Annotated in this window: 25 protein-coding genes and 2 tRNA genes; 7 read left to right on the top strand and 20 right to left on the bottom strand. The window is 51.7% G+C overall.

What is annotated here, in order from left to right:
* Window positions 1-23: 23 nt before the first annotated feature.
* The 5 genes from nusA to secG form a co-directional block, all read right to left on the bottom strand.
* Entirely contained in the window at window positions 24-1,526 is a 1,503-nt protein-coding gene (nusA, locus tag A936_RS03740; protein WP_008454785.1) for a transcription termination factor NusA, read from the bottom strand.
* 27 nt (window positions 1,527-1,553) lie between these two features.
* Window positions 1,554-2,006 (bottom strand): ribosome maturation factor RimP, encoded by a 453-nt coding sequence (gene rimP / locus A936_RS03745; protein WP_008454786.1) that lies wholly within the window; start codon window positions 2,004-2,006, stop codon window positions 1,554-1,556.
* A gap of 213 nt (window positions 2,007-2,219) precedes the next feature.
* Window positions 2,220-2,296 (bottom strand) — tRNA-Met (locus A936_RS03750).
* Window positions 2,297-2,355: 59 nt separating this feature from the next.
* Window positions 2,356-2,442 (bottom strand) — tRNA-Leu (locus A936_RS03755).
* Window positions 2,443-2,491: 49 nt separating this feature from the next.
* Complete coding sequence (gene secG / locus A936_RS03760) at window positions 2,492-2,824, bottom strand: preprotein translocase subunit SecG (RefSeq protein WP_008454787.1); 333 nt, start codon at window positions 2,822-2,824, stop codon at window positions 2,492-2,494.
* A gap of 64 nt (window positions 2,825-2,888) precedes the next feature.
* On the opposite strand from secG, the gene A936_RS23395 reads away from it, so the two are divergent.
* Window positions 2,889-3,062 (top strand): hypothetical protein, encoded by a 174-nt coding sequence (locus A936_RS23395; protein WP_157141373.1) that lies wholly within the window; start codon window positions 2,889-2,891, stop codon window positions 3,060-3,062.
* On the opposite strand, the gene glmM is transcribed toward A936_RS23395, so the two are convergent.
* The 4 genes from glmM to rlmE form a co-directional block, all read right to left on the bottom strand.
* Window positions 3,059-4,396: a phosphoglucosamine mutase gene (gene glmM / locus A936_RS03765; RefSeq protein ID WP_008454789.1), complete on the bottom strand. Its 1,338-nt coding sequence runs from the start codon at window positions 4,394-4,396 to the stop codon at window positions 3,059-3,061. The two genes, A936_RS23395 and glmM, sit on opposite strands and share 4 nt — an antisense overlap.
* On the bottom strand, window positions 4,389-5,237 hold the full coding sequence (folP, locus tag A936_RS03770) for a dihydropteroate synthase (RefSeq protein WP_008454791.1): 849 nt from the start codon (window positions 5,235-5,237) through the stop codon (window positions 4,389-4,391). Before folP ends, glmM begins: the two co-directional genes overlap by 8 nt.
* Before the next feature lie 98 nt (window positions 5,238-5,335).
* Window positions 5,336-7,273 carry an ATP-dependent zinc metalloprotease FtsH gene (ftsH, locus tag A936_RS03775; protein ID WP_008454792.1) on the bottom strand — a complete coding sequence of 646 codons (1,938 nt, stop codon included), beginning with the start codon at window positions 7,271-7,273 and terminating at the stop codon, window positions 5,336-5,338.
* A gap of 56 nt (window positions 7,274-7,329) precedes the next feature.
* A complete protein-coding gene (rlmE, locus tag A936_RS03780) occupies window positions 7,330-7,959 on the bottom strand; it encodes a 23S rRNA (uridine(2552)-2'-O)-methyltransferase RlmE (protein WP_008454794.1) in 630 nt (209 codons plus the stop codon).
* A gap of 126 nt (window positions 7,960-8,085) precedes the next feature.
* Here rlmE and yhbY point away from each other — a divergent pair, with 126 nt between their 5' ends.
* Complete coding sequence (gene yhbY, locus A936_RS03785) at window positions 8,086-8,379, top strand: ribosome assembly RNA-binding protein YhbY (protein ID WP_008454796.1); 294 nt, start codon at window positions 8,086-8,088, stop codon at window positions 8,377-8,379.
* Window positions 8,380-8,484: 105 nt separating this feature from the next.
* Here the strand turns inward: yhbY and greA are convergent, their stop codons facing one another.
* Complete coding sequence (gene greA / locus A936_RS03790) at window positions 8,485-8,961, bottom strand: transcription elongation factor GreA (protein ID WP_008454799.1); 477 nt, start codon at window positions 8,959-8,961, stop codon at window positions 8,485-8,487.
* Window positions 8,962-9,211: 250 nt separating this feature from the next.
* On the opposite strand from greA, the gene dacB reads away from it, so the two are divergent.
* The 3 genes from dacB to pmrB are packed head-to-tail and all read left to right on the top strand — an operon-like array spanning window position 9,212 to window position 12,362.
* Window positions 9,212-10,645 carry a serine-type D-Ala-D-Ala carboxypeptidase gene (gene dacB / locus A936_RS03795; protein WP_008454802.1) on the top strand — a complete coding sequence of 478 codons (1,434 nt, stop codon included), beginning with the start codon at window positions 9,212-9,214 and terminating at the stop codon, window positions 10,643-10,645.
* A gap of 2 nt (window positions 10,646-10,647) precedes the next feature.
* Window positions 10,648-11,310 (top strand): two-component system response regulator PmrA, encoded by a 663-nt coding sequence (gene pmrA / locus A936_RS03800; RefSeq protein WP_008454804.1) that lies wholly within the window; start codon window positions 10,648-10,650, stop codon window positions 11,308-11,310.
* Window positions 11,307-12,362 (top strand): two-component system sensor histidine kinase PmrB, encoded by a 1,056-nt coding sequence (pmrB, locus tag A936_RS03805; RefSeq protein WP_008454806.1) that lies wholly within the window; start codon window positions 11,307-11,309, stop codon window positions 12,360-12,362. The genes pmrA and pmrB overlap by 4 nt, the downstream gene beginning before the upstream one ends.
* A 35-nt stretch (window positions 12,363-12,397) precedes the next feature.
* On the opposite strand, the gene cgtA is transcribed toward pmrB, so the two are convergent.
* The 4 genes from cgtA to rplU all read right to left on the bottom strand — a co-directional run bounded on the left by cgtA (window position 12,398) and on the right by rplU (window position 15,231).
* Window positions 12,398-13,570, bottom strand: a complete 1,173-nt coding sequence (gene cgtA, locus A936_RS03810; protein WP_008454808.1) for an Obg family GTPase CgtA — start codon at window positions 13,568-13,570, stop codon at window positions 12,398-12,400.
* A 16-nt stretch (window positions 13,571-13,586) separates the two neighbouring features.
* Window positions 13,587-14,552, bottom strand: coding sequence for a DMT family transporter (locus A936_RS03815; RefSeq protein WP_008454809.1), 966 nt, complete (start codon window positions 14,550-14,552; stop codon window positions 13,587-13,589).
* Window positions 14,553-14,642: 90 nt separating this feature from the next.
* On the bottom strand, window positions 14,643-14,900 hold the full coding sequence (rpmA, locus tag A936_RS03820; protein ID WP_007673187.1) for a 50S ribosomal protein L27: 258 nt from the start codon (window positions 14,898-14,900) through the stop codon (window positions 14,643-14,645).
* Between the two features lie 19 nt (window positions 14,901-14,919).
* On the bottom strand, window positions 14,920-15,231 hold the full coding sequence (rplU, locus tag A936_RS03825; protein WP_008454812.1) for a 50S ribosomal protein L21: 312 nt from the start codon (window positions 15,229-15,231) through the stop codon (window positions 14,920-14,922).
* A 260-nt stretch (window positions 15,232-15,491) separates the two neighbouring features.
* Between rplU and ispB the strand changes: the two genes are divergently transcribed.
* Together ispB and sfsB are read left to right on the top strand one after the other, a co-directional pair.
* Complete coding sequence (ispB, locus tag A936_RS03830; protein WP_008454813.1) at window positions 15,492-16,463, top strand: octaprenyl diphosphate synthase; 972 nt, start codon at window positions 15,492-15,494, stop codon at window positions 16,461-16,463.
* A 233-nt stretch (window positions 16,464-16,696) separates the two neighbouring features.
* Window positions 16,697-16,960 (top strand): DNA-binding transcriptional regulator SfsB, encoded by a 264-nt coding sequence (gene sfsB / locus A936_RS03835; RefSeq protein ID WP_008454817.1) that lies wholly within the window; start codon window positions 16,697-16,699, stop codon window positions 16,958-16,960.
* Window positions 16,961-17,005: 45 nt separating this feature from the next.
* Here sfsB and murA read toward each other — a convergent pair whose 3' ends face one another.
* The 6 genes from murA to mlaE form a co-directional block, all read right to left on the bottom strand.
* A complete protein-coding gene (murA, locus tag A936_RS03840) occupies window positions 17,006-18,268 on the bottom strand; it encodes a UDP-N-acetylglucosamine 1-carboxyvinyltransferase (RefSeq protein WP_008454818.1) in 1,263 nt (420 codons plus the stop codon).
* A 53-nt stretch (window positions 18,269-18,321) separates the two neighbouring features.
* Complete coding sequence (gene ibaG / locus A936_RS03845) at window positions 18,322-18,576, bottom strand: BolA family iron metabolism protein IbaG (protein WP_008454819.1); 255 nt, start codon at window positions 18,574-18,576, stop codon at window positions 18,322-18,324.
* Window positions 18,577-18,709: 133 nt separating this feature from the next.
* Complete coding sequence (mlaB, locus tag A936_RS03850) at window positions 18,710-19,012, bottom strand: lipid asymmetry maintenance protein MlaB (RefSeq protein ID WP_008454820.1); 303 nt, start codon at window positions 19,010-19,012, stop codon at window positions 18,710-18,712.
* Complete coding sequence (gene mlaC, locus A936_RS03855) at window positions 19,012-19,641, bottom strand: phospholipid-binding protein MlaC (RefSeq protein WP_008454821.1); 630 nt, start codon at window positions 19,639-19,641, stop codon at window positions 19,012-19,014. Before mlaC ends, mlaB begins: the two co-directional genes overlap by 1 nt.
* A 17-nt stretch (window positions 19,642-19,658) precedes the next feature.
* A complete protein-coding gene (gene mlaD, locus A936_RS03860) occupies window positions 19,659-20,210 on the bottom strand; it encodes an outer membrane lipid asymmetry maintenance protein MlaD (RefSeq protein WP_008454822.1) in 552 nt (183 codons plus the stop codon).
* A gap of 4 nt (window positions 20,211-20,214) precedes the next feature.
* Window positions 20,215-20,997, bottom strand: a complete 783-nt coding sequence (gene mlaE, locus A936_RS03865; RefSeq protein WP_008454823.1) for a lipid asymmetry maintenance ABC transporter permease subunit MlaE — start codon at window positions 20,995-20,997, stop codon at window positions 20,215-20,217.
* Window positions 20,998-21,000 lie beyond the last annotated feature (3 nt).

The raw sequence follows: 21,000 nt of genomic DNA on the forward strand, positions 1-21,000 counted from the left end.
CTGTTCCTTCCTGCTACAGTTTATTACGCTTCGCCGCCAAACCAGCAAATGTTACGCGCTGCCATGATCAACTCGCCGGCTTTCTCATCCGTTAAGCCTTCGATATCAGACAGGTCGTCAACACCTTGCTCGGCAAGGTCTTCCAGCGAGCTAACACCACGAGCAGCCAGTTTAAAGGCCAGCGGGCGATCCATCCCTTCGAGGTTCAGCAGATCCTCAGTAGGTTTTTTATCGCCAAGGCTCTCTTCTTGTGCCAGAGCCAGTGTGGTGAGCGCGTTTTTAGCGCGATCGCGTAATGCTTCCACGGTATCTTCATCAAGGCCGTCGATTTCCAGCAGCTCTTTCATTGGCACATAGGCCAGTTCTTCAAGCGTGGAGAAACCTTCTTCGACCAACACGGTGGCGAAATCCTCGTCAATATCGAGGTATTTGGTAAAGGTATCAATAGCCGCATGCGCTTCAGCCTGATGTTTAGCCTGCAGGTCATCAACGGTCATAACGTTGAGTTCCCAGCCGCTCAGCTGTGATGCCAGGCGAACGTTCTGACCGTTACGGCCAATGGCCTGTGCCAGGTTGCCTGCCTCTACCGCGATATCCATCGTATGTTTGTCTTCGTCGACAACAATGGATGCTACGTCGGCCGGTGCCATTGCGTTGATAACAAACTGCGCCGGGTTGTCGTCCCACAGCACGATATCAATACGCTCACCGCCTAACTCAGTAGAAACCGCCTGAACGCGCGCACCGCGCATACCAACGCAAGCACCGACCGGGTCGATACGTTTGTCGTTTGTTTTCACGGCGATTTTGGCCCGAGAGCCCGGATCGCGTGCGGCGGCTTTAATTTCGATAACTTCTTCACCGATTTCCGGCACTTCAATGCGGAACAGTTCGATCAGCATTTCAGGTTTGGAACGGCTAACGAACAACTGCGCACCGCGAGCTTCAGGACGTACTGCGTAAAGCACGCCGCGAATGCGGTCGCCTGGGCGGAAGTTTTCACGTGGCAGCATATCTTCACGCAGAATCACAGCTTCAGCGTTGCCGGACATGCCTTCCGATTTCAGTTCAAGGGAGATATTGTCGCGGTTAACTTTTTTCACTACACCGGTAACAATCTCACCTTCCTGATCGCGGAACTGATCTACTACCATCGCACGTTCGGCTTCGCGAACCTTCTGCACGATAACCTGCTTCGCCGTTTGAGTGGTGATACGGTCAAAGGTGACGGACTCAATTTCGTCTTCAACGTAATCGCCGAGGCCGAGAGCCGGATCTTCAAACTGAGCCGCTTCGAGAGTGATTTCACGCGTAGGTTGAGTGACTTCTTCAACGATAACCCAACGGCGGAAGGTATCGAAATCACCGCTTTTGCGATCGATCTCAACGCGAACGTCAATTTCTTGCTCGTATTTTTTCTTGGTCGCCGTTGCCAGCGCACTTTCCAGCGCTTCGAAAATCTTCTCTCGCGGCAGCGCTTTTTCGTTGGAAACTGCTTCAACAACAGCCAAAATTTCTTTGTTCATCCTGGGTTTTCACCTCAATCCAAACTATTAAAAGTGGGGTACCAGGTTCGCTTTCTGGATGTTGCTCAGCGCGAACACTTCGTCTTTTCCTTCGACCGTTACCGTGATCATCTCACCGTCTACGGCTTTAATAATACCCTGCCATTTGCGGCGGTTTTGCACAGCCATACGCAATACAATGCTCACTTCTTCGCCGGTAAAACGAACGTAGTGTTCTGCGGTGAACATTGGGCGATCGAGGCCAGGTGAGGACACTTCCAGGTTATAGGCCACGGTGATGGGATCTTCGACATCCAGTACGGCACTGACCTGGTGACTGACATCAGCACAATCATCAACATTGATGCCATCTTCACTATCAATATAGATGCGCAGCGTAGACGTGCGGCCCCGAACGAATTCGATGCCTACAAGTTCATAGCCCAGTGCTTCGACCGGTGCTGAAATCATCTCTGTTAATTTTTGCTCTAATGTGGACAAGCCCACCCCCAAGACATAAAAAAAGGGCATATAGCCCAGTTATTCTAAAGTCAGATAACAAAAAACCCCGATAAATCGGGGCTTTATATAACTGAACCCTGTATGCCGCAACTGCGGCCCGGACACCGTCCAGGAGAATTTTTTTCTAAATTCTTCGCGAAGGCACCGAAACTGGTGTTCACAGTATATTTGAAAAAGAACTCTCAGGGAAAGTGGTTGCGGGGGCCGGATTTGAACCGACGACCTTCGGGTTATGAGCCCGACGAGCTACCAAGCTGCTCCACCCCGCGTCCGAAAACGTGGCAAATACTACGCCAGAATTGCATTAAATGCAAGAATTGCTAGGATTTGGTACCGAGGACGGGACTTGAACCCGTAAGCCCAATCGGGCACTACCACCTCAAGGTAGCGTGTCTACCAATTCCACCACCTCGGCACTCTTTGAACACGGTAACCTTCATGTCACCGCATTGAAGCTGACAAACTTACTGCGGGATATCGCTGCTCGGCTTGGTAGGTGCCGCTGGCGCAGTCTGCTCAGTTTGTGCTGGCTGACTTAAATTTTCCCACTCGCTTACTTTACTGGTTTTGTTGGTGCTGAGGTTACCCAGAACCAGGCTCAGAATAAAGAACAACGTTGCGAGCACACCGGTCATGCGGGTCATGAAGTTACCAGAACCACTTGAACCGAATAACGTAGCGGAAGCGCCTGCTCCGAAGGAGGCTCCCATATCAGCGCCTTTACCTTGCTGCAGCATGATAAGACCGACAAGGCCCAACGCTACAATAAGGAAAACAACCAAAAGAGCTTCGTACATAATCAACCTGTTCCTTGCGGGGTTACCGCACGCCAATTGCTTCAAACCAGTTAAGCGGATACGTTTGTCATTACCCACTGAAGCGGGTGAGAATACTAACCAAAGCCAGACTGGTGCGCAAGGGCAATTTATTAACAATGCACTGACTGCGGAAAAAAACAGCAAACAAGTAATTTCCACCAAAGAAACAGGCGGCAACTGCCGCCTTTTCAATCAGTTTGCGAAGAAAAAATATTAAACGGCCTTCACTGCGTCTGCGATCTGATGAGCAAACGCGGTAACCTGGGCTTCATCTTCACCCTCGACCATCACGCGAATGAGTGGCTCCGTTCCGGATTTACGCAGCAACACCCGGCCACGGCTGCCCAATGCAGCTTCCACTTCAGCCGTAACGCGCTTGACCTCTTCGTTTTCAAGCGGATCGCCGCTGCCTGCGGTAAAGCGAACGTTAACCAGAATCTGCGGGAACAATTTCATTCCGCTGCAGAGATCGTGCAGGCTCATATGGTTACGAACCATTGCGGTAAGCACTTGCAAACCTGCGACTATGCCGTCACCGGTGGTGGTTTGGTCCAGCAGAATGACGTGACCGGAGTTTTCAGCCCCAATTCGCCAGCCTTTCTCCTGCAGTTTTTCCAGAACATAGCGGTCGCCAACTTTCGCGCGGGCAAAAGGAATACCCAACTGCTTCAGCGCGACTTCAAGTCCCATATTGCTCATTAGCGTACCCACGGCACCGCCGCGAAGCTGCCCCTGACGTAATCCTTCCCGGGCAACGATATAAAGGATCTGATCGCCATCGACTTTAAGGCCCTGGTTATCCACCATAATTACCCGGTCGCCGTCGCCGTCAAACGCGATGCCTAGATCGGCTTTTTCCGCCAGCACGCGCTCTTGCAGCATACGCACATCGGTCGCACCGCATTTTTCATTAATATTCACCCCATCCGGCTCACAGCCGATGGCAATGACTTTTGCACCCAGTTCACGCAATACATTCGGGGCAATGTGGTAAGTCGCGCCGTTGGCGCAGTCTACGACGATTTTAAGGCCATTAAGGCTCAGTTCGTTTGGGAACGTGCCTTTGCAGAATTCAATATAGCGCCCTGCTGCATCGACAATACGGCTGGCTTTACCCAACTCCGCCGAATCCACACAGGTGATCTCTTTTTCCATCTCCGCTTCAATAGCTTCTTCGACCTCATCCGGCAGTTTAGTCCCGTCGATCGAGAAGAATTTTATACCGTTATCATAGAACGGGTTGTGTGAGGCGGAGATAACAATCCCGGCTTCAGCGCGGAATGTACGAGTTAAATAAGCAACTGCAGGCGTAGGCATTGGACCAGTAAATGAAGCAGACAACCCGGCTGCAGCCAGACCTGCTTCCAGTGCAGATTCCAGCATGTAGCCGGAAATACGCGTGTCCTTACCGATAATAATCTTACGCGAACCATGACGAGCCAGGACTTTACCCGCAGCCCAGCCAAGCTTCAGAACAAAATCAGGGGTAATAGGTGCATCGCCCACGCGACCACGGATACCATCGGTGCCAAAATATTTACGGTTACTCATAGTATTTGTTTTCCTTCACTGAAAGCGTAGCTTCGACCACGCGCATAGCTTCAACAGTCTCTTTTACGTCATGAACGCGAAGAATTTGAGCCCCCTGCATCGCAGCAATCACCGCGCAGGCAAGGCTACCGCTCAGGCGCTGATCCGGGCCAACATTAAGCAGTTGCCCGACCATCGATTTACGGGACATGCCTACCAGTAGCGGCATACCGTAGTGATGAAATTCCGAAAGGCGAGCCAATAACTGATAATTGTGGGAGAGATTCTTACCGAAACCAAAGCCCGGGTCGAGCAGCAATTTATCTTTTGAAATCCCTGCGGCTTCACAGCGGGCAATGTGCTCCACAAAAAAGCGATTCACATCGGCAAATACGTCATCGTACTGTGGTGCCTGTTGCATCGTTTTCGGTTCGCCCTGCATATGCATCAGGCAAACAGGGAGCCCCGTTTCCGCAGCGGCAGCTAGCGCACCTGGCTCCGTTAAGGAACGAATATCGTTGATAAGATGCGCCCCTACTCGTGCAGATTCGCGAATAACTTCGGCTTTTGATGTATCCACTGAGACCCAGACTTCAAACCGTTGAGCAATCGCTTCGACCACCGGAATAACGCGCTCAAGTTCTTCTTCTGTGCTCACCTCTGCCGCGCCAGGCCGGGTTGACTCTCCGCCAACATCGATGATTGTCGCCCCGGCATTGATCATCGCATTTGCATGCTTGAGGGCCTCAACCAGGGAATTGTGCTGACCACCGTCGGAAAAGGAGTCCGGCGTGACGTTTAAAATCCCCATGACGTGAGGATGCGAGAGATCCAGCGTGGAGCCTTGCGCGGTGAGTTTCATTCTTCTTCCTTTGCGTTCGTCTTAGGCTGTACAAAAACAAAAACCCCGGGGCAGGCCCGGGGTTTATAGATTACTGCAAAAACATCTCCGTGAGCGTCTTATTTGTCGCCCAGTTGCTCAGACATCGTGTTGCCCGGATTTGGCGTACGTGGTTCATCAACCGGACGTGGCGCATTCGGGGTACCGTTGTTGTCAGAGTTATTGCTGTTTTTGCTCGCATCTTCCCAACCCGCTGGCGGGCGAACTTCACGGCGCGCCATCAGGTCGTCAATCTGCGGGGCATCGATGGTTTCATACTTCATCAATGCGTCTTTCATGGTGTGCAGAATATCCATGTTCTCATTCAGCAACTGGCGAGCACGGGCATAGTTGCGTTCAATCAGGGATTTAACTTCCTGATCGATGATACGCGCAGTCTCATCAGACATATGCTTCGCTTTTGCCACTGAACGGCCCAGGAATACTTCACCGTCTTCTTCCGCATACAGCAGCGGGCCAAGTTTGTCGGAGAAGCCCCACTGAGTCACCATGTTACGAGCCAGGTTAGTCGCTACTTTGATGTCGTTCGACGCACCGGTAGAAACATGTTCTGCCCCGTAGATAATCTCTTCAGCCAGACGGCCGCCATACAGCGTGGAAATCTGACTTTCCAGTTTCTGACGGCTGGCGCTAATTGCGTCGCCTTCAGGCAGGAAGAAGGTCACACCCAGCGCGCGGCCACGAGGAATAATCGTTACCTTATGGACCGGATCGTGCTCCGGTACCAGGCGACCGATAATCGCATGGCCTGCTTCGTGATAAGCGGTCGATTCTTTCTGCGCTTCCGTCATCACCATGGAGCGGCGTTCTGCCCCCATCATGATTTTGTCTTTCGCTTTCTCGAATTCAACCATCGACACCACACGCTTGTTACCGCGAGCAGCAAACAGCGCAGCTTCGTTTACCAGGTTAGCCAAATCGGCACCAGAGAAGCCAGGTGTACCACGAGCGATAATTGCGGCATCGATGTCCGGTGCAAGCGGTACGCGACGCATATGAACTTTCAAGATTTGCTCACGGCCACGAACATCTGGCAGACCGACGACAACCTGACGGTCGAAACGGCCAGGACGTAGCAACGCAGGGTCAAGCACGTCAGGACGGTTAGTTGCCGCAATAACGATGATCCCTTCATTACCTTCAAAGCCATCCATCTCAACCAGCATTTGGTTCAGGGTTTGCTCACGTTCGTCGTGACCACCGCCCAGACCAGCACCACGCTGACGACCTACGGCATCGATTTCATCGATGAAGATAATACAAGGTGCCGCTTTTTTGGCCTGTTCGAACATGTCACGCACACGGGATGCACCAACACCAACGAACATTTCAACAAAGTCAGAACCGGAAATTGTGAAGAACGGTACTTTCGCTTCGCCAGCAATCGCTTTTGCCAACAGCGTTTTACCCGTACCCGGAGGGCCGACCATCAAGACGCCTTTCGGGATTTTACCGCCCAGTTTCTGGAAGCGGCTCGGCTCACGGAGGTATTCAACCAGCTCACCCACCTCTTCTTTCGCTTCATCACAGCCAGCGACGTCCGCAAAGGTGGTTTTGATTTGGTCTTCCGTTAGCATGCGCGCCTTGCTCTTACCGAACGACATGGCACCTTTGCCACCGCCGCCCTGCATTTGACGCATAAAGAAGATCCAGACCCCAATAAGCAGCAGCATTGGGAACCAGGAAATGAAGATAGTTGCCAGCAGACTCTGCTCTTCAGGCGGTTCGCCCACAACTTTCACGTTCTTGGTAATCAGATTATCAAGCAGCTTGGGATCATTAACGGGGATGTAAGTCGTGTATCGGTTACTATCTTTCTTGGTAACGTTGATTTCACGTCCGTTGATGCGCGCTTCGCGAACCTGGTCCTGATTAACTTCAGACAGGAAAGTGGAGTAATCCACCCTACGGCCATTTGACTCGCTGGGCCCAAAGCTCTGGAATACAGACATTAGCACAACGGCAATGACCAGCCAGAGTATTAGGTTTTTCGCCATGTCACTCAAGGGATTAACCTCATATTACAACTGTGTTAACAAACAGCGTCAGGGTACTATAGTTTGCGCCCGGTCGCTACAATGTACACTTCACGTGAGCGGGCACGAGAAGAGTCCGGTTTACGAACTTTAACCGTCGTAAACAGGGAGCGAATTTCTCGCAGGTATTCATCGAAACCTTCGCCCTGAAACACTTTCACTACAAAACTACCGCCCGGCGCCAGCACGTCCCGACACATTTCCAGTGCCAGTTCAACCAAGTACATAGCGCGGGGAATATCGACTGCCGGTGTCCCGCTCATGTTTGGCGCCATATCTGACATGACAACCTGCACTTTACTGTCACCAACACGTTCCAGCAGGGCCTTGACGACTAATTCATCACGAAAATCGCCCTGAAGGAAGTCCACACCAACGATAGGATCCATTGGTAAAAGATCGCAAGCGATGATTCGCCCCTGATTCCCGATTTGCGTCACGACATATTGTGACCACCCGCCGGGTGCAGCACCAAGATCAACAATAGTCATTCCTGGCTTAAAAAGTTTGTCACTTTGCTGTATTTCATCAAGTTTAAACCAGGCACGGGACCGCAACCCCTTTTTCTGTGCCTGTTGAACATATTTATCGCTAAAGTGTTCCTGCAGCCAGCGACTGGAGCTGGCAGAACGCTTCTTACCTGTCATCTCAATATCCAACTTTGTTCATCGTGAATAGCAGGCTAACTAACAATCAGCACAGCCGATTTGGCGATACACTGGAGATGGCGGTAGAATGAACCGTTTTCAATCCCAACGTAAGCAAAAAATACGATGAATCTGAGTACTAAACAAAAACAGCACCTAAAAGGTCTGGCCCATCCGCTCAAGCCGGTGGTTATGCTTGGCAATAATGGTTTGACCGAAGGGGTACTGGCCGAGATTGAACAAGCGCTTGAGCACCATGAATTAATCAAGGTGAAGATCGCAACGGAAGATCGCGAAACCAAAACCTTAATTGTGGATGCCATCGTGCGGGAAACCGGCGCCTGTAATGTACAGGTCATCGGTAAAACGCTGGTGCTCTACCGCCCTTCTAAAGAGCGTAAGATTTCTCTGCCGAAATAAGCAGAGGTGTGCAAAATGCCACGCTATGTTCGTTGATAAAAGGCCGCTATGCGGCCTTTTTCTTTTCTTTACAATACGCCAACCCTTTAGCCAGCGTAGTAAAAATTACAAATATTCTACTTTTAAGATTTCGAATTCGACATCACCGCCCGGCGTGCGAATTACGACAACATCGTCGCATTCCTTGCCCACAAGACCGCGAGCAATAGGCGAGTTTACAGAAATAAGATTCTTTTTAAAATCAGCCTCATCGTCGCCAACGATGCGATAAGTAAGCTCTTCATCACTGTCCAGGTTCAATACTGTTACGGTAGTACCAAAGATCACACGGCCGTTATTTGGCATTCTTGTGACGTCGATCACCTGAGCATTAGAAAGCTTCGCTTCGATATCCTGGATGCGGCCTTCGCAAAAGCCCTGTTGCTCACGCGCGGCATGATATTCAGCGTTTTCTTTCAGATCGCCATGCTCGCGAGCTTCAGCAATCGCAGCAATGATTTCAGGGCGACGAACGGACTTCAGGAAATCCAGTTCTTCGCGGAGTTGTTCAGCGCCACGTAAGGTCATCGGAATAGGTTGCATTTGTTATACCTCTTAAAATCAGTCCTCTGCAGCAGGGTAAACACCGTGCTGGCTTAAGAGCATGGCCGGTAACGCAAGTCTCTCCGGCAACAAATAAAAGAAAACCGACCCGGGGTAATGACTCCAGGTCAGTAACAGTTTTCAAATTGACCGGTATTTTACCCTGGAGTTCCCTGAGGGTCATCGTTTACTTTGCACCATAATGCACCGTAGTATGGCGGTCACGTTTCCAGGCCGTTACCGCGAGATTATGCGATTTTTGAGATTTGTCATTGGGTTGACCGCTGCCGTAGCCATCAATGTTCAGGCTGCGAACGTTGAAGAGTACACCTCCCAGTTGCCTGACGGGGCGAACCTGGCGCTGATGGTACAAAAAGTCGGTGCGACAAGCCCGTTCATTGATTATCACAGCCAACAAATGGCTCTGCCTGCCAGTACGCAGAAAGTGATTACGGCGCTAGCGGCACTCCTTCAGTTGGGCCCGGATTTTCGTTTTACCACCACGCTGGAAAGCCGTGCTCAAATCGATAATGGCGTACTTAACGGCGATCTTATCGCTCGTTTCGGCGGAGATCCTACGCTAAAGCGTCAGGATATTCGCAACATGGTTGCCGAATTAAAAAAAGCGGGCGTCCAACAGATTAAGGGCAACGTGCTGGTCGACACGTCTATTTTCGCCAGCCACGATAAAGCACCGGGCTGGCCGTGGAACGACATGACACAGTGCTTCAGCGCACCACCCGCCGCCGCCATCGTGGACCGTAACTGCTTCTCTATTTCCTTATACAGTGCGCCAAAAGCTGACGATTTAGCCTATATCCGCATTGCTTCGTACTATCCGGTCGTGATGTTTAGTCAGGTCAGAACGCTGGCCAAAGGTTCTCCTGACGCTCAATACTGCGAACTGGATGTTGTCCCGGGCGATCTCAACCGCTATACGCTTACCGGCTGCCTTACACAACGTGCCGATCCGCTGCCCTTAGCCTTTGCCATTCAGGATGGTGCAAGCTATGCAGGTGCCATCATTAAAGATGAACTGAAGCAGGCAGGGATCAGCTATAGCGGAACACTACTGCGCCAGACTCAACCCAACGAACCGGGCACGGTGATAGCCAGCAAACAGTCAGCCCCGTTGCATGACCTGCTTAAAATCATGCTCAAGAAATCCGACAACATGATTGCCGATACCGTATTCAGGACCATCGGACATAACCGGCTGGGTGTTCCTGGCACCTGGCGGGCAGGTTCTGATGCTGTACGCCAGATATTGCGCCAAAAAGCGGGCGTAGATTTGGGGAACAGTATTGTCGTCGATGGTTCAGGCCTTTCGCGTCATAACCTGATTTCACCGGCCACAATGATGCAGGTGCTGCAATACATCGCGCAGAACGATAATCAGCTAAACTTTATCTCTATGCTGCCGCTCGCGGGCTACGATGGCTCTCTGCAGTATCGTGCCGGCCTACATCAGGCTGGCGTGGATGGGAAAGTGTCGGCGAAAACGGGTTCATTGCAGGGTGTTTATAATCTGGCTGGCTTCATCACCACGGCAAGCGGGCAGCGCATGGCCTTTGTGCAGTATCTCTCTGGTTATGCCGTTGAACCAGCGGACCAGCGTAATCGCCGCATCCCGTTAGTGCGCTTCGAAAGCCGGCTTTACAAAGACATTTACCAGAATAACTAGTTATGAAACTGCTTATTGTTGAAGACGATTTACTGTTACAGGAAGGTCTTGCGCTGGCGTTAGGTGGGGAAGGCTACGCGCTGGACTGCGCCGCGACGGCTGCGGAGGCTGATGCCTTGCTGCAAAGCGGTGAATACAGCCTGATCATTCTCGACCTGGGGCTTCCGGACAAAGACGGTGCCACGCTGTTGAGTCAATGGCGTCGGCGTGGGGTAAAAAATCCGGTGCTTATCCTGACGGCTCGTGACGCGCTTGAAGACAGAGTAAATGGTCTGGACTCCGGCGCGGATGATTATCTGGTTAAGCCTTTTGCGCTTGCAGAACTGCAGGCGCGTGCGAGAGCGCTGATCCGTCGCTACCAGGGACACAGCGACAATCTGCTTCAGGAAGACGATTTAACCCTCAATTTGCAGACTCAGCAGGTGCTGCTCGCCAATCAGGCTGTAGAAATTACGCCCAAAGAGTTCGCTCTTCTGACACGCCTGATGATGCGAATCGGCCAGACGGTCCACCGTGAAACGCTACAGCAGGATATTTACAGCTGGCAGGACGATCCCGGCTCCAACACCCTTGAAGTACACATTCACAACCTACGCCGAAAATTAGGCAAAGACAGAATCAAAACCGTGCGCGGCGTTGGCTACCGGCTGGAAAGCCGCTCATGAGCAGCATGCGCCGGCGCCTGATGATCCTGCTGGCGCTTATTCTTCTTTTCTTCCAGTTGATTAGCGTTGTCTGGCTGTGGCATGAGAGCCGTGAGCAGATTGGTTTTTTAGTGAGTGAAACGCTCTCCGCAAAAGCCCGAAACCAGCAGGTCGAAAAAGAGATTCGTGAAGCGATTGCTTCCCTGTTGGTGCCTTCTCTGGTCATGGTTGCCTTTACGCTGTTTTTCTCTTTCTGGGCAATTACCTGGATAACCCGCCCGCTGAATCAGCTGCGTTCAAGCCTGGCTAACCGCTCAGCCGACAACCTCACTCCCCTGCCTATGTTTTCCGACATGGACGAAATGGTGGCCGTAACCAATTCCCTCAACCAGCTGCTTGGCCGGCTGGATCATACGATTCAACAGGAGCGCTTATTCACTGCCGATGCGGCCCATGAACTGAGAACACCGCTTGCTGGTCTCAGGTTACATCTGGAATTGATGGTAAAAAATGGGGTAGCGCAGGCCCCGATGCTGCTAACACGTATCGACCAGCTTATGCATACCATTGAACAGCTCCTGATGCTTTCGCGCGCCGGGCAAGCTCTGGCCAGCGGGCATTACAATACACTGGTCTGGAGTGACGACATCATGGCGCCGCTTAAAATGGAAATGGAAGAGTTGGCGGCACAGCGTTCGCAAAAGCTAATCTGGCCTGCAGCATCCACTCTGACCGTGCAGGGTGATGCCGTGCTGCTGCGTTTAATGTTGCGTAATCTGCTGGAAAATGCCTCCCGCTATAGCCCGGAAAAAGGCGAAATTCATGTAACATTGACGGAAAAAGAGGGTGGAACGCTCTTGAGCGTGGCCGACAGCGGCCCGGGCATTAAAGACGAATATCTTCAACAAATCACGGAACCCTTCAGGCGTATGGATCAGCGCTATGGCGGTAGCGGACTGGGTCTGAACATTGTGCAGCGGATTGTTCAACTTCACCATGGCCGCCTGGCGTTGGGCAATCGTGCGGAAGGCGGCTTGCAGGCTGACTGCTGGCTTCCGAACAGCATCCAATAAAAAAGGCCGGGAGCACCGGCCTTCTTCGTTGAAACTTACTTCTGGTAGATAATTTCGACGCCTTCGTCGTCTTCATCATCCCAGTCGTCATCCCAGTCTTCTTCTGCTTCAGCTTCCATTTCATCGAGCTGTTGGCGATGGTAATCATCCCACATAAACTCGACTTTCTCTGGCTGCTTAGCGACCTCAGCCGCCGTAATGGGGTTCTCGATGATAAAGGTCATCACATCCCAGCAGAGATCTTTCACGCCCATCTGGCTGGCAGCGGAGATCAGGTAGTATTTATCTTCCCAACCAAGCGCTTCGGCAATGGCTTTCGCTTTTTCTTCTGCCTGCGCTTTATCCATCAGATCGATTTTGTTAAACACGAGCCAGCGAGGTTTTGACGCCAGGCTTTCGCTGTATTTCTCCAGTTCGCCAACGATGATGCGGGCGTTTTCAACCGGGTCAGAGCCATCGATAGGTTCAATGTCAATGAGATGCAGCAATACGCGGCAGCGCTCAAGGTGCTTAAGGAAGCGAATGCCCAAACCAGCGCCGTCAGCGGCGCCCTCGATAAGCCCCGGGATATCCGCGACAACGAAGCTCTTTTCATTGTCCATACGAACAACGCCCAGGCTTGGCACTAGCGTAGTAAACGGATAATCAGCCACTTTTGGCTTCGCTGCAGATACCGCACGGATGAAGGTAGATTTACCCGCATTTGGCATACCCAGCATACCGACATCGGCCAGCAGCATCAGCTCTAGCTGCAGATCGCGTTTTTCACCCGGAGTCCCCATCGTTTTCTGACGTGGGGTACGGTTTACGGAGGATTTAAAACGGGTATTACCCAGACCGTGCCAGCCGCCTTTGGCAACCATCAGCTTTTGACCATGCTGCGTCATATCGCCCATGGTTTCACCGGTGCCCTGATCGATCACTCGGGTACCCACTGGTACCTTTACAGTGACGTCATGCCCACGTTTACCGGTACAATCGCGGCTTTGGCCGTTCTGGCCACGCTCTGCGCGGAAGGCCTTTTCAAAACGATAATCGATAAGCGTATTCAGGTTCTCGTCGGCTTCAAGCCATACGTCACCACCGTCACCACCATCACCACCGTCCGGGCCGCCTCTCGGGATATATTTTTCACGACGGAAGCTAACGCAGCCGTTACCGCCATCACCTGCTACGACCAGGATCGTTGCTTCATCAACAAACTTCATCTTACTTCTCCGTAAATCATTCGCCCGAACGCTGCACCGGCGTGACCGTTTCGGTTTTATGCCAGCGCCCCCAAAGGCGGTGGCCAATCGCGGAATACATCGCACCAGCCACAACCACGAGAGCCCCGATATAACCCACAAGGTTAAGCATCGGTATGGCGAAACACTCGGGCCAGGCCTGAGACAGCAGGTCTGAGAACAGCAACGTAAATAACGGGGTTAGCGTAATGATGGCGCTAACCTGGGAGGCCTGCCAGCGCGCCATCGCCTCAGCGAGCGCGCCATAGCCTACCAGCGTATTCAGACCGCAGAAAACCAGACATGCCAGTTGCCAGCTACTGAGCTGGAAAATCACACCAGGTTTTGCCAGCGGCAAAAGTGCAATAGTACATAAAGTGTACAACAAAAAGAGGATCTGCTGTGAGGCTAACCGGCGTAATAACACCTTCTGTGCCACACCATAACTGACCCAAACCGTTGCCGCCAGCACGCCGAAGATAACACCAAGGGTGTAATCCGTCAGGCGGGTAAAAATCTCTACAAGACTGGTGTTGAAGAACATCACCAGACCACACAAGAGCATAATGGCACCAATAATCTGCGTGCCACGCATTCTCTCTTTTAGCACTACTACGCTCGCCACCATCATCCCGACAGGAGAAAGCTGGCCAATAACCTGAGACGCAGTAGGACTTAAATACTGCAGGGAAGAACTAAAGAGCAGAAAGTTGCCAAATAATCCCCCAGTGGCGATCGCTAACAGCACTAGCCACCGGGGCTTACGGAACATCCTGAGCGGCGGTAATTTCCCCCGAATCGCAAGGAAAATACCCAGGCCAATACTGGCCATCAGAAATCGATAAAATACCACGGTCGGTGGCGCCATCACCGGAAGCACCTGCTTCATCGCTATGGGTAACGCCCCCCAGCACATCGCCGTGGTTAACGCTAAAAGAATACCGATTCCCGCCTGCTGCCCCATGCCCATTCCCTGTCTTAATTTACCAGGCGTACAATGTAAAAAGCCCCGCAACACGTTGCGGGGCTTTCATCCGTTACCGGACCGAAAAACTTACTCAGCAACGATGCTGATGTATTTACGATTGTTCGGGCCTTTAACTTCGAATTTCACTTTACCGTCTGCTTTAGCAAACAGGGTGTGGTCACGACCACAACCTACATTGTTGCCAGCGTGGAATTTGGTGCCACGTTGACGAACGATGATGCTACCAGCCAGTACAGTTTCACCACCAAAGCGTTTTACACCCAGGCGTTTTGCTTCTGAATCGCGACCGTTACGAGTTGAGCCGCCAGCCTTTTTATGTGCCATTTAATCTACTCCTCAGGTCTTAGGCGCTGATGCCAGTGATTTTCACATCAGTGAACCACTGACGGTGGCCCGCTTGCTTACGATAGTGTTTACGGCGACGGAACTTAACGATTTTAACTTTCTCGCCACGACCGTGAGCAACGACTTCAGCTTTAATAACGCCACCATCGACGAAAGGAACGCCGATTTTGACTTCTTCACCGTTTGCGATCATCAGAACTTCAGCGAACTCAACAGTTTCGCCAGTTGCGATGTCCAGCTTTTCCAGGCGAACGGTCTGACCTTCGCTTACTCGGTGTTGTTTACCACCACTTTGGAAAACCGCGTACATATAAAACTCCGCTTTCCGCGCTTACCTTACATAGGTTTCAGGTAGCGCTATAAATATTCACAATAGGGCGCGAATATTACGCAAATCGTGAGGGTTTGACAAGCCCGATCGTCAATTACCGTAGAAAAAAAACGCAACAGCACACACACCGTTTATCTGCCTCGTTTTTTCAGTACAATCTGTACTACAGTATCGAACCTCAACCCTCTCGTTATGCCATATGGATATGGAATAAACAGGACGAAAGCCAGACTTTTGCGATGAATTTAGAAAAAATTAATGAGTTAACCGCGCAAGATATGGCGGGTGTCAATGCGACAATCCTTGAGCAATTGAATTCCGATGTTCAACTGATCAACCAGTTGGGCTACTACATCGTCAGCGGTGGCGGTAAACGCATCCGCCCAATGATTGCCGTGCTTGCCGCGCGGGCGCTTGCTTACGAAGGGCAAGCACATGTCAGAATTGCAGCGCTGATCGAATTTATACATACCGCCACGCTACTTCATGATGACGTCGTGGACGAATCAGATATGCGTCGGGGTAAAGCCACAGCCAATGCCGCTTTCGGCAACGCTGCGAGCGTTTTGGTCGGTGATTTCATCTATACGCGAGCATTCCAGATGATGACCAGCCTCGGTTCGCTGAAAGTGCTGGAGGTGATGTCAGAGGCCGTAAACGTTATCGCTGAAGGCGAAGTGCTACAGCTGATGAACTGTAATGACCCAGACATTACTGAAGAAAGCTATATGCGGGTCATTTACAGCAAAACGGCCCGCCTGTTTGAAGCTGCGGCTCAATGCTCTGGAATTCTGGCAGGCGCAACGGAGATTCAGGAAAAAGCGCTGCAGGATTATGGGCGGTACCTGGGTACTGCGTTCCAGCTCATTGATGACCTGCTGGATTACAGCTCAGATGGGCAAACGCTGGGTAAAAATGTCGGCGATGATCTGAACGAAGGCAAACCGACGCTGCCGCTGTTACACGCCATGCGCAACGGCTCACCAGAGCAGGCTCAGATGATTCGTGAAGCGATCGAACAGGGAAATGGCCGTCATTTACTGGATCCCGTACTGAGAGCTATGTCGGATTGCGGTTCTCTGGAATGGACTCGTCAACGCGCCGAAGAAGAGGCAGATAAAGCAATCGATGCCCTTTCTGTGCTGCCTGATACTCCTTACCGTGAAGCGCTAATTTCTTTGGCGCACATGTCCGTTCAACGCGACCACTAACATCAACTTTAGCGCGCCAGTTGGCGCGCTAAAGTTTCCAGTAAAACAGGTCCTCAACCCTTCCCTCTTTCCTGAATATTTCATTCTCACTAGCTTTCATCATATTTGCGGATGAAAACACAGAATCTATTATTCCTTGCACTTACTGGAATTATTTGGAAATTTTTATGTTATAAATTTCCTGTGCCATCGCTCATCTCAGAGCAGGATTAGTAAGATCACAGGGAGAGATTATGGAAAATCAATTTGTGGACTGGCATCCGGCGGACATTATTGCCGGACTGCGAAAAAAGAAAACGTCGCTCGCGGCCTTATCACGCCAGTCAGGTTTAAGCTCATCAACACTCGCCAATGCGCTGTCTCGCCCCTGGCCCAAAGGGGAGTTTATTATCGCTAAGGCTTTAGGTGTTGCACCGCAGGTTATCTGGCCTTCACGCTACCACGACCCGGTGACACGTGAGTTTATCGACCGAACACGGAAGATCCGGCAGCTATAAAAAAGCCGGGGCATGCCCCGGCTATCCGTCTTTAAGGGAGGATGTTTACTCGCTTCCCTTGACGCGGTCGATCTTAGCCCCCAGCGCCTGAAGCTTATCTTCAATACGCTCATAGCCGCGATCAATGTGGTAAATACGATCCACTATCGTTGTCCCTTCTGCGATGCAGCCCGCCAGAACCAGACTTGCAGACGCACGAAGATCGGTTGCCATTACCTGAGCGCCGGAAAGCTTTTCGACACCGTGGCAGATAACTGTATTGCTTTCGATCTCAGCATGCGCGCCCATACGGATTAATTCAGGCACATGCATAAAGCGGTTTTCGAAGATAGTTTCGGTGATAACGCCCGTCCCTTCCGCCACCAGGTTCAGCAGGGTGAATTGCGCCTGCATATCGGTAGGGAAACCCGGGTGCGGAGCAGTACGCACCGTTACGCCTTTTGGACGTTGGCCATGCATATCAAGGCTGATCCAGTCTTTACCCGTTTCAACTTCCGCGCCAGCTTCACGCAGCTTCGCCAGAACAGCATCCAGAGTATCCGGCTGCGCGTTACGGCAAAGAATTTTACCGCCAGAGATTGCCGCAGCCACCAGGAACGTCCCGGTTTCAATACGGTCAGGCAGCACGCGGTAAACGCCCCCGCCCAAACGAGCAACGCCTTCGATAGTAATACGATCGGTGCCCGCACCGCTGATCTTCGCGCCCAGGGTGTTAAGGAAGTTCGCAGTGTCGACGATCTCCGGTTCACGGGCAGCGTTTTCAATGATCGTTTTGCCTTCCGCAAGCGTGGCCGCACTCATGATGGTCACGGTTGCACCCACGCTGACCTTATCCATCACGATATGAGCACCTTTAAGGCGGCCATTTACCGACGCCTTAACGTAGCCTTCTTCGAGCTTAATCTCCGCACCCAACTGCTCCAGACCAGTAATGTGCAAATCCACCGGACGAGCGCCAATGGCACAACCACCAGGCAGAGAAACCTGCCCTTGGCCAAAGCGAGCAACCAGTGGTCCTAGCGCCCAAATAGATGCTCGCATGGTTTTCACCAGGTCATATGGCGCACAGAAAATATTTACGCCGCTGGCGTCGATGTAGACGGAACCGTTGCGCTCAACTTTGGTACCCAGCTGGCTCAGCAGCTTCATCGTGGTATCAATGTCTTTCAGTTTTGGAACGTTCTGAATCTCTACCGGCTCTTCCGCCAGAAGCGCGGCGAAGAGGATTGGCAGCGCGGCGTTTTTAGCCCCTGAGATTGTGACTTCTCCACTCAGGCGGGTAGGCCCCTGCACACGAAATTTATCCATTGAAACTGCTCTCTTTTAAATTCAAAACGTTATCACCAGCCTGAGCCGATGATTCAAAAACCATTCAGTTTGCGATCGCGCGCCCACTCTTCTGGCGTATAGGTCTTAATAGACACAGCATGCATGCGATTATCCGCGATAAATTCCATCAGCGGGGCATACACGGTTTGCTGTTTTTTGACGCGACTTAACTCGGCGAATAACTCACCCACCGCTATAACCTGAAAGTGGCTGCCATCGCCTGAGACGTGGACTTCCTGGAGGGGCAGTGCGTTCATCAGCACTGTCTGAATTTCATGATTTTCCATGGGGTATCTATTCGTCGATTAATAAATGATGAAATAAGCCACACATCTTAGAGGAAAGTGGCGTCCGCTTAAATAAGCAAAAAGCCCCAGAACTTAGCAGTTCGAGGGCTTTGAAAGTAACGTGCTGAAATCATTAGCCTGCCAGATGTGGCAATAGCGCCTCTGGCAGATTGTAGAGTTGAGCCAGCGTGCGCAAATTATCAGTAGCGCCCCTAAGCTCAATCTTGTTCCCCTGGCGAGCCACAATGGCTGTCAGGTGAATAAGCAACGCCAGCCCGGCGGTATCAACGCGAGTTAAGCCACTTAGCTCAAAGAGATTGATACCCGTGACCATTTTCTCACGCTGCTGCCAAAGCGAATTAACGGTGACGCCATCCAGCTCTCCGAAGAAATGCAGCGTTGCACCGTCCTGCTTCCAGCTTAGTTCTTCCGCCATTACTTTTTACTGTCCAGGGTAATTGGCTGTTTCGAAATCGACTGCAGCTGCGCGGTCAAACCATCGATACCTTTCGTACGGAGCAGGTCGCTCCACTCGTTTTGTTTGGTGGTGATCATGCTGATCCCTTCGGCAATCATATCGTATGCCTGCCAGTTCCCGGTTTGGCTATTTTTACGCCATTGGAAATCAAGACGCACTGGTGGACGCCCATTTGGATCGATTATCGTCACACGGATCGCCACAATATCAGCATTGCCAAGAGGTTGCTCCGGGGCGATTTGATAAGTCTGACCGTGATACAGCGCCAGCGCCTGACCATAGGCCTGCTTCAGGTACTCTTCAAAAGCCTTGAAGTAAGCGTCACGCTGCGCAGGCGTAGCATCTTTGTAGTAACGCCCTAACACCAGCGCCCCCGCGTATTTTACCTGAACATAGGGCAGCAGTTCCTGGCCAACGATATCCCGCAGATAATTCGGATTCTGTCGAATTTGAGGCTGCTCGTTTTTCAGGCGATCAAAGGTCTTCTGCGCCGCCTCATTCATTAATTTGTAAGGGTTGGTCTGGTCTGCCGCCATCGCAAATGGGGCGATAACCAGCATAGCTACCATCATAAGACGCTTAAACATCACTTGTTCCTCTTAAATTAATTCGTAGTACCTGACTGCGGTGCAGCATCAGTATGGCCTGCGGAATGTGCTTCAGCATCGCCAGAATTCTTATTGTCGCCGTTGCCGCTCTTGTAAAGGAACTGACCTATCAGATCCTCAAGAACCAAAGCAGATTTCGTATCCTGAATGGTGCTGCCATCTTTCAGCATAGATGACCCCAGTTCCGGGTCGTCAAAGCCGAGGTTAAGAGCAATATATTGCTCACCCAACAGGCCAGACGTGCGAATCGCCAGAGAGCTGGTATCCGGAATCTGGTTGTAGCGCTGTTCAATGTCCAGCGTTACGCGAGGCAAATAGGTTTTCGGGTCAAGAGCGATACCATCAACTCGACCAATAACAACACCACCAAGACGAACCGGCGAACTCATTTTCAGGCCACCGATGTTGTCGAAGGTGGCATATACCCGATAAGTCGGTTCGCTACGCAGAGAGGTGACATTCGCCACTTTCAGGCAGAGAAAAATAATAGCGACCAGCGCAACCAGCAGAAAAGCACCAACCCAAACTTCAAATTTCTTTGTTTGCATGAACTCAATTCCCAAACATCAGTGCTGTCAGCACAAAATCGAGGCCCAAAACGGCCAGAGAAGCGTGCACAACGGTGCGCGTGGTTGCCCGGCTAATCCCGGCAGAAGTCGGAATAGCATCGTACCCGTTGAATAACGCAATCCACGTTACGGTAATGGCGAAGACTACGCTTTTAATCACGCAGTTAACCAAATCCAGCCGCCATGAGACTGCATTTTGCATTGCTGACCAGAAGAAACCGGCATCAATGCCTTTCCAGTTCACGCCCACCAGAGCACCACCCCAAACGCCCACGGCAACGAAGATAAGCGTCAGAAGCGGCAGCGAGATAACCCCAGCCCAAAATCGCGGTGAAACGACGCGGCGCAGCGGATCGACAGCCATCATCTCCATGCTGGACAGCTGTTCCGTCGCACGCATCAGGCCAATTTCAGCGGTTAAAGCAGAACCCGCACGCCCGGCAAACAGTAGCGCGGCAACAACCGGGCCAAGTTCACGGAGCAGTGAAAGCGCCACCAGCATGCCTAGACTCGACTCAGCGCTGTAAGTCGTCAGTACAAGATAGCCCTGTAAGCCAAGCACCATCCCGATGAACAGGCCGGAAACCATAATGATCAACATCGACAGTACGCCGACATTATAAAGCTGACGAACCAGCAACGGCGCATGCTTGCGAAACTCCGGTTTCCCTACCAGCGCGTTGAATAACATCAGTCCGGCACGTCCAAACGAAGCGCAGGTTTTTATCCCGCGTCTCCCGAGAGATGCCAGTGCATTTAGCAGCATGAG

This window comes from Enterobacter sp. Ag1 (assembly GCA_000277545.1).
In the GTDB taxonomy this organism is placed as follows: domain Bacteria; phylum Pseudomonadota; class Gammaproteobacteria; order Enterobacterales; family Enterobacteriaceae; genus Cedecea.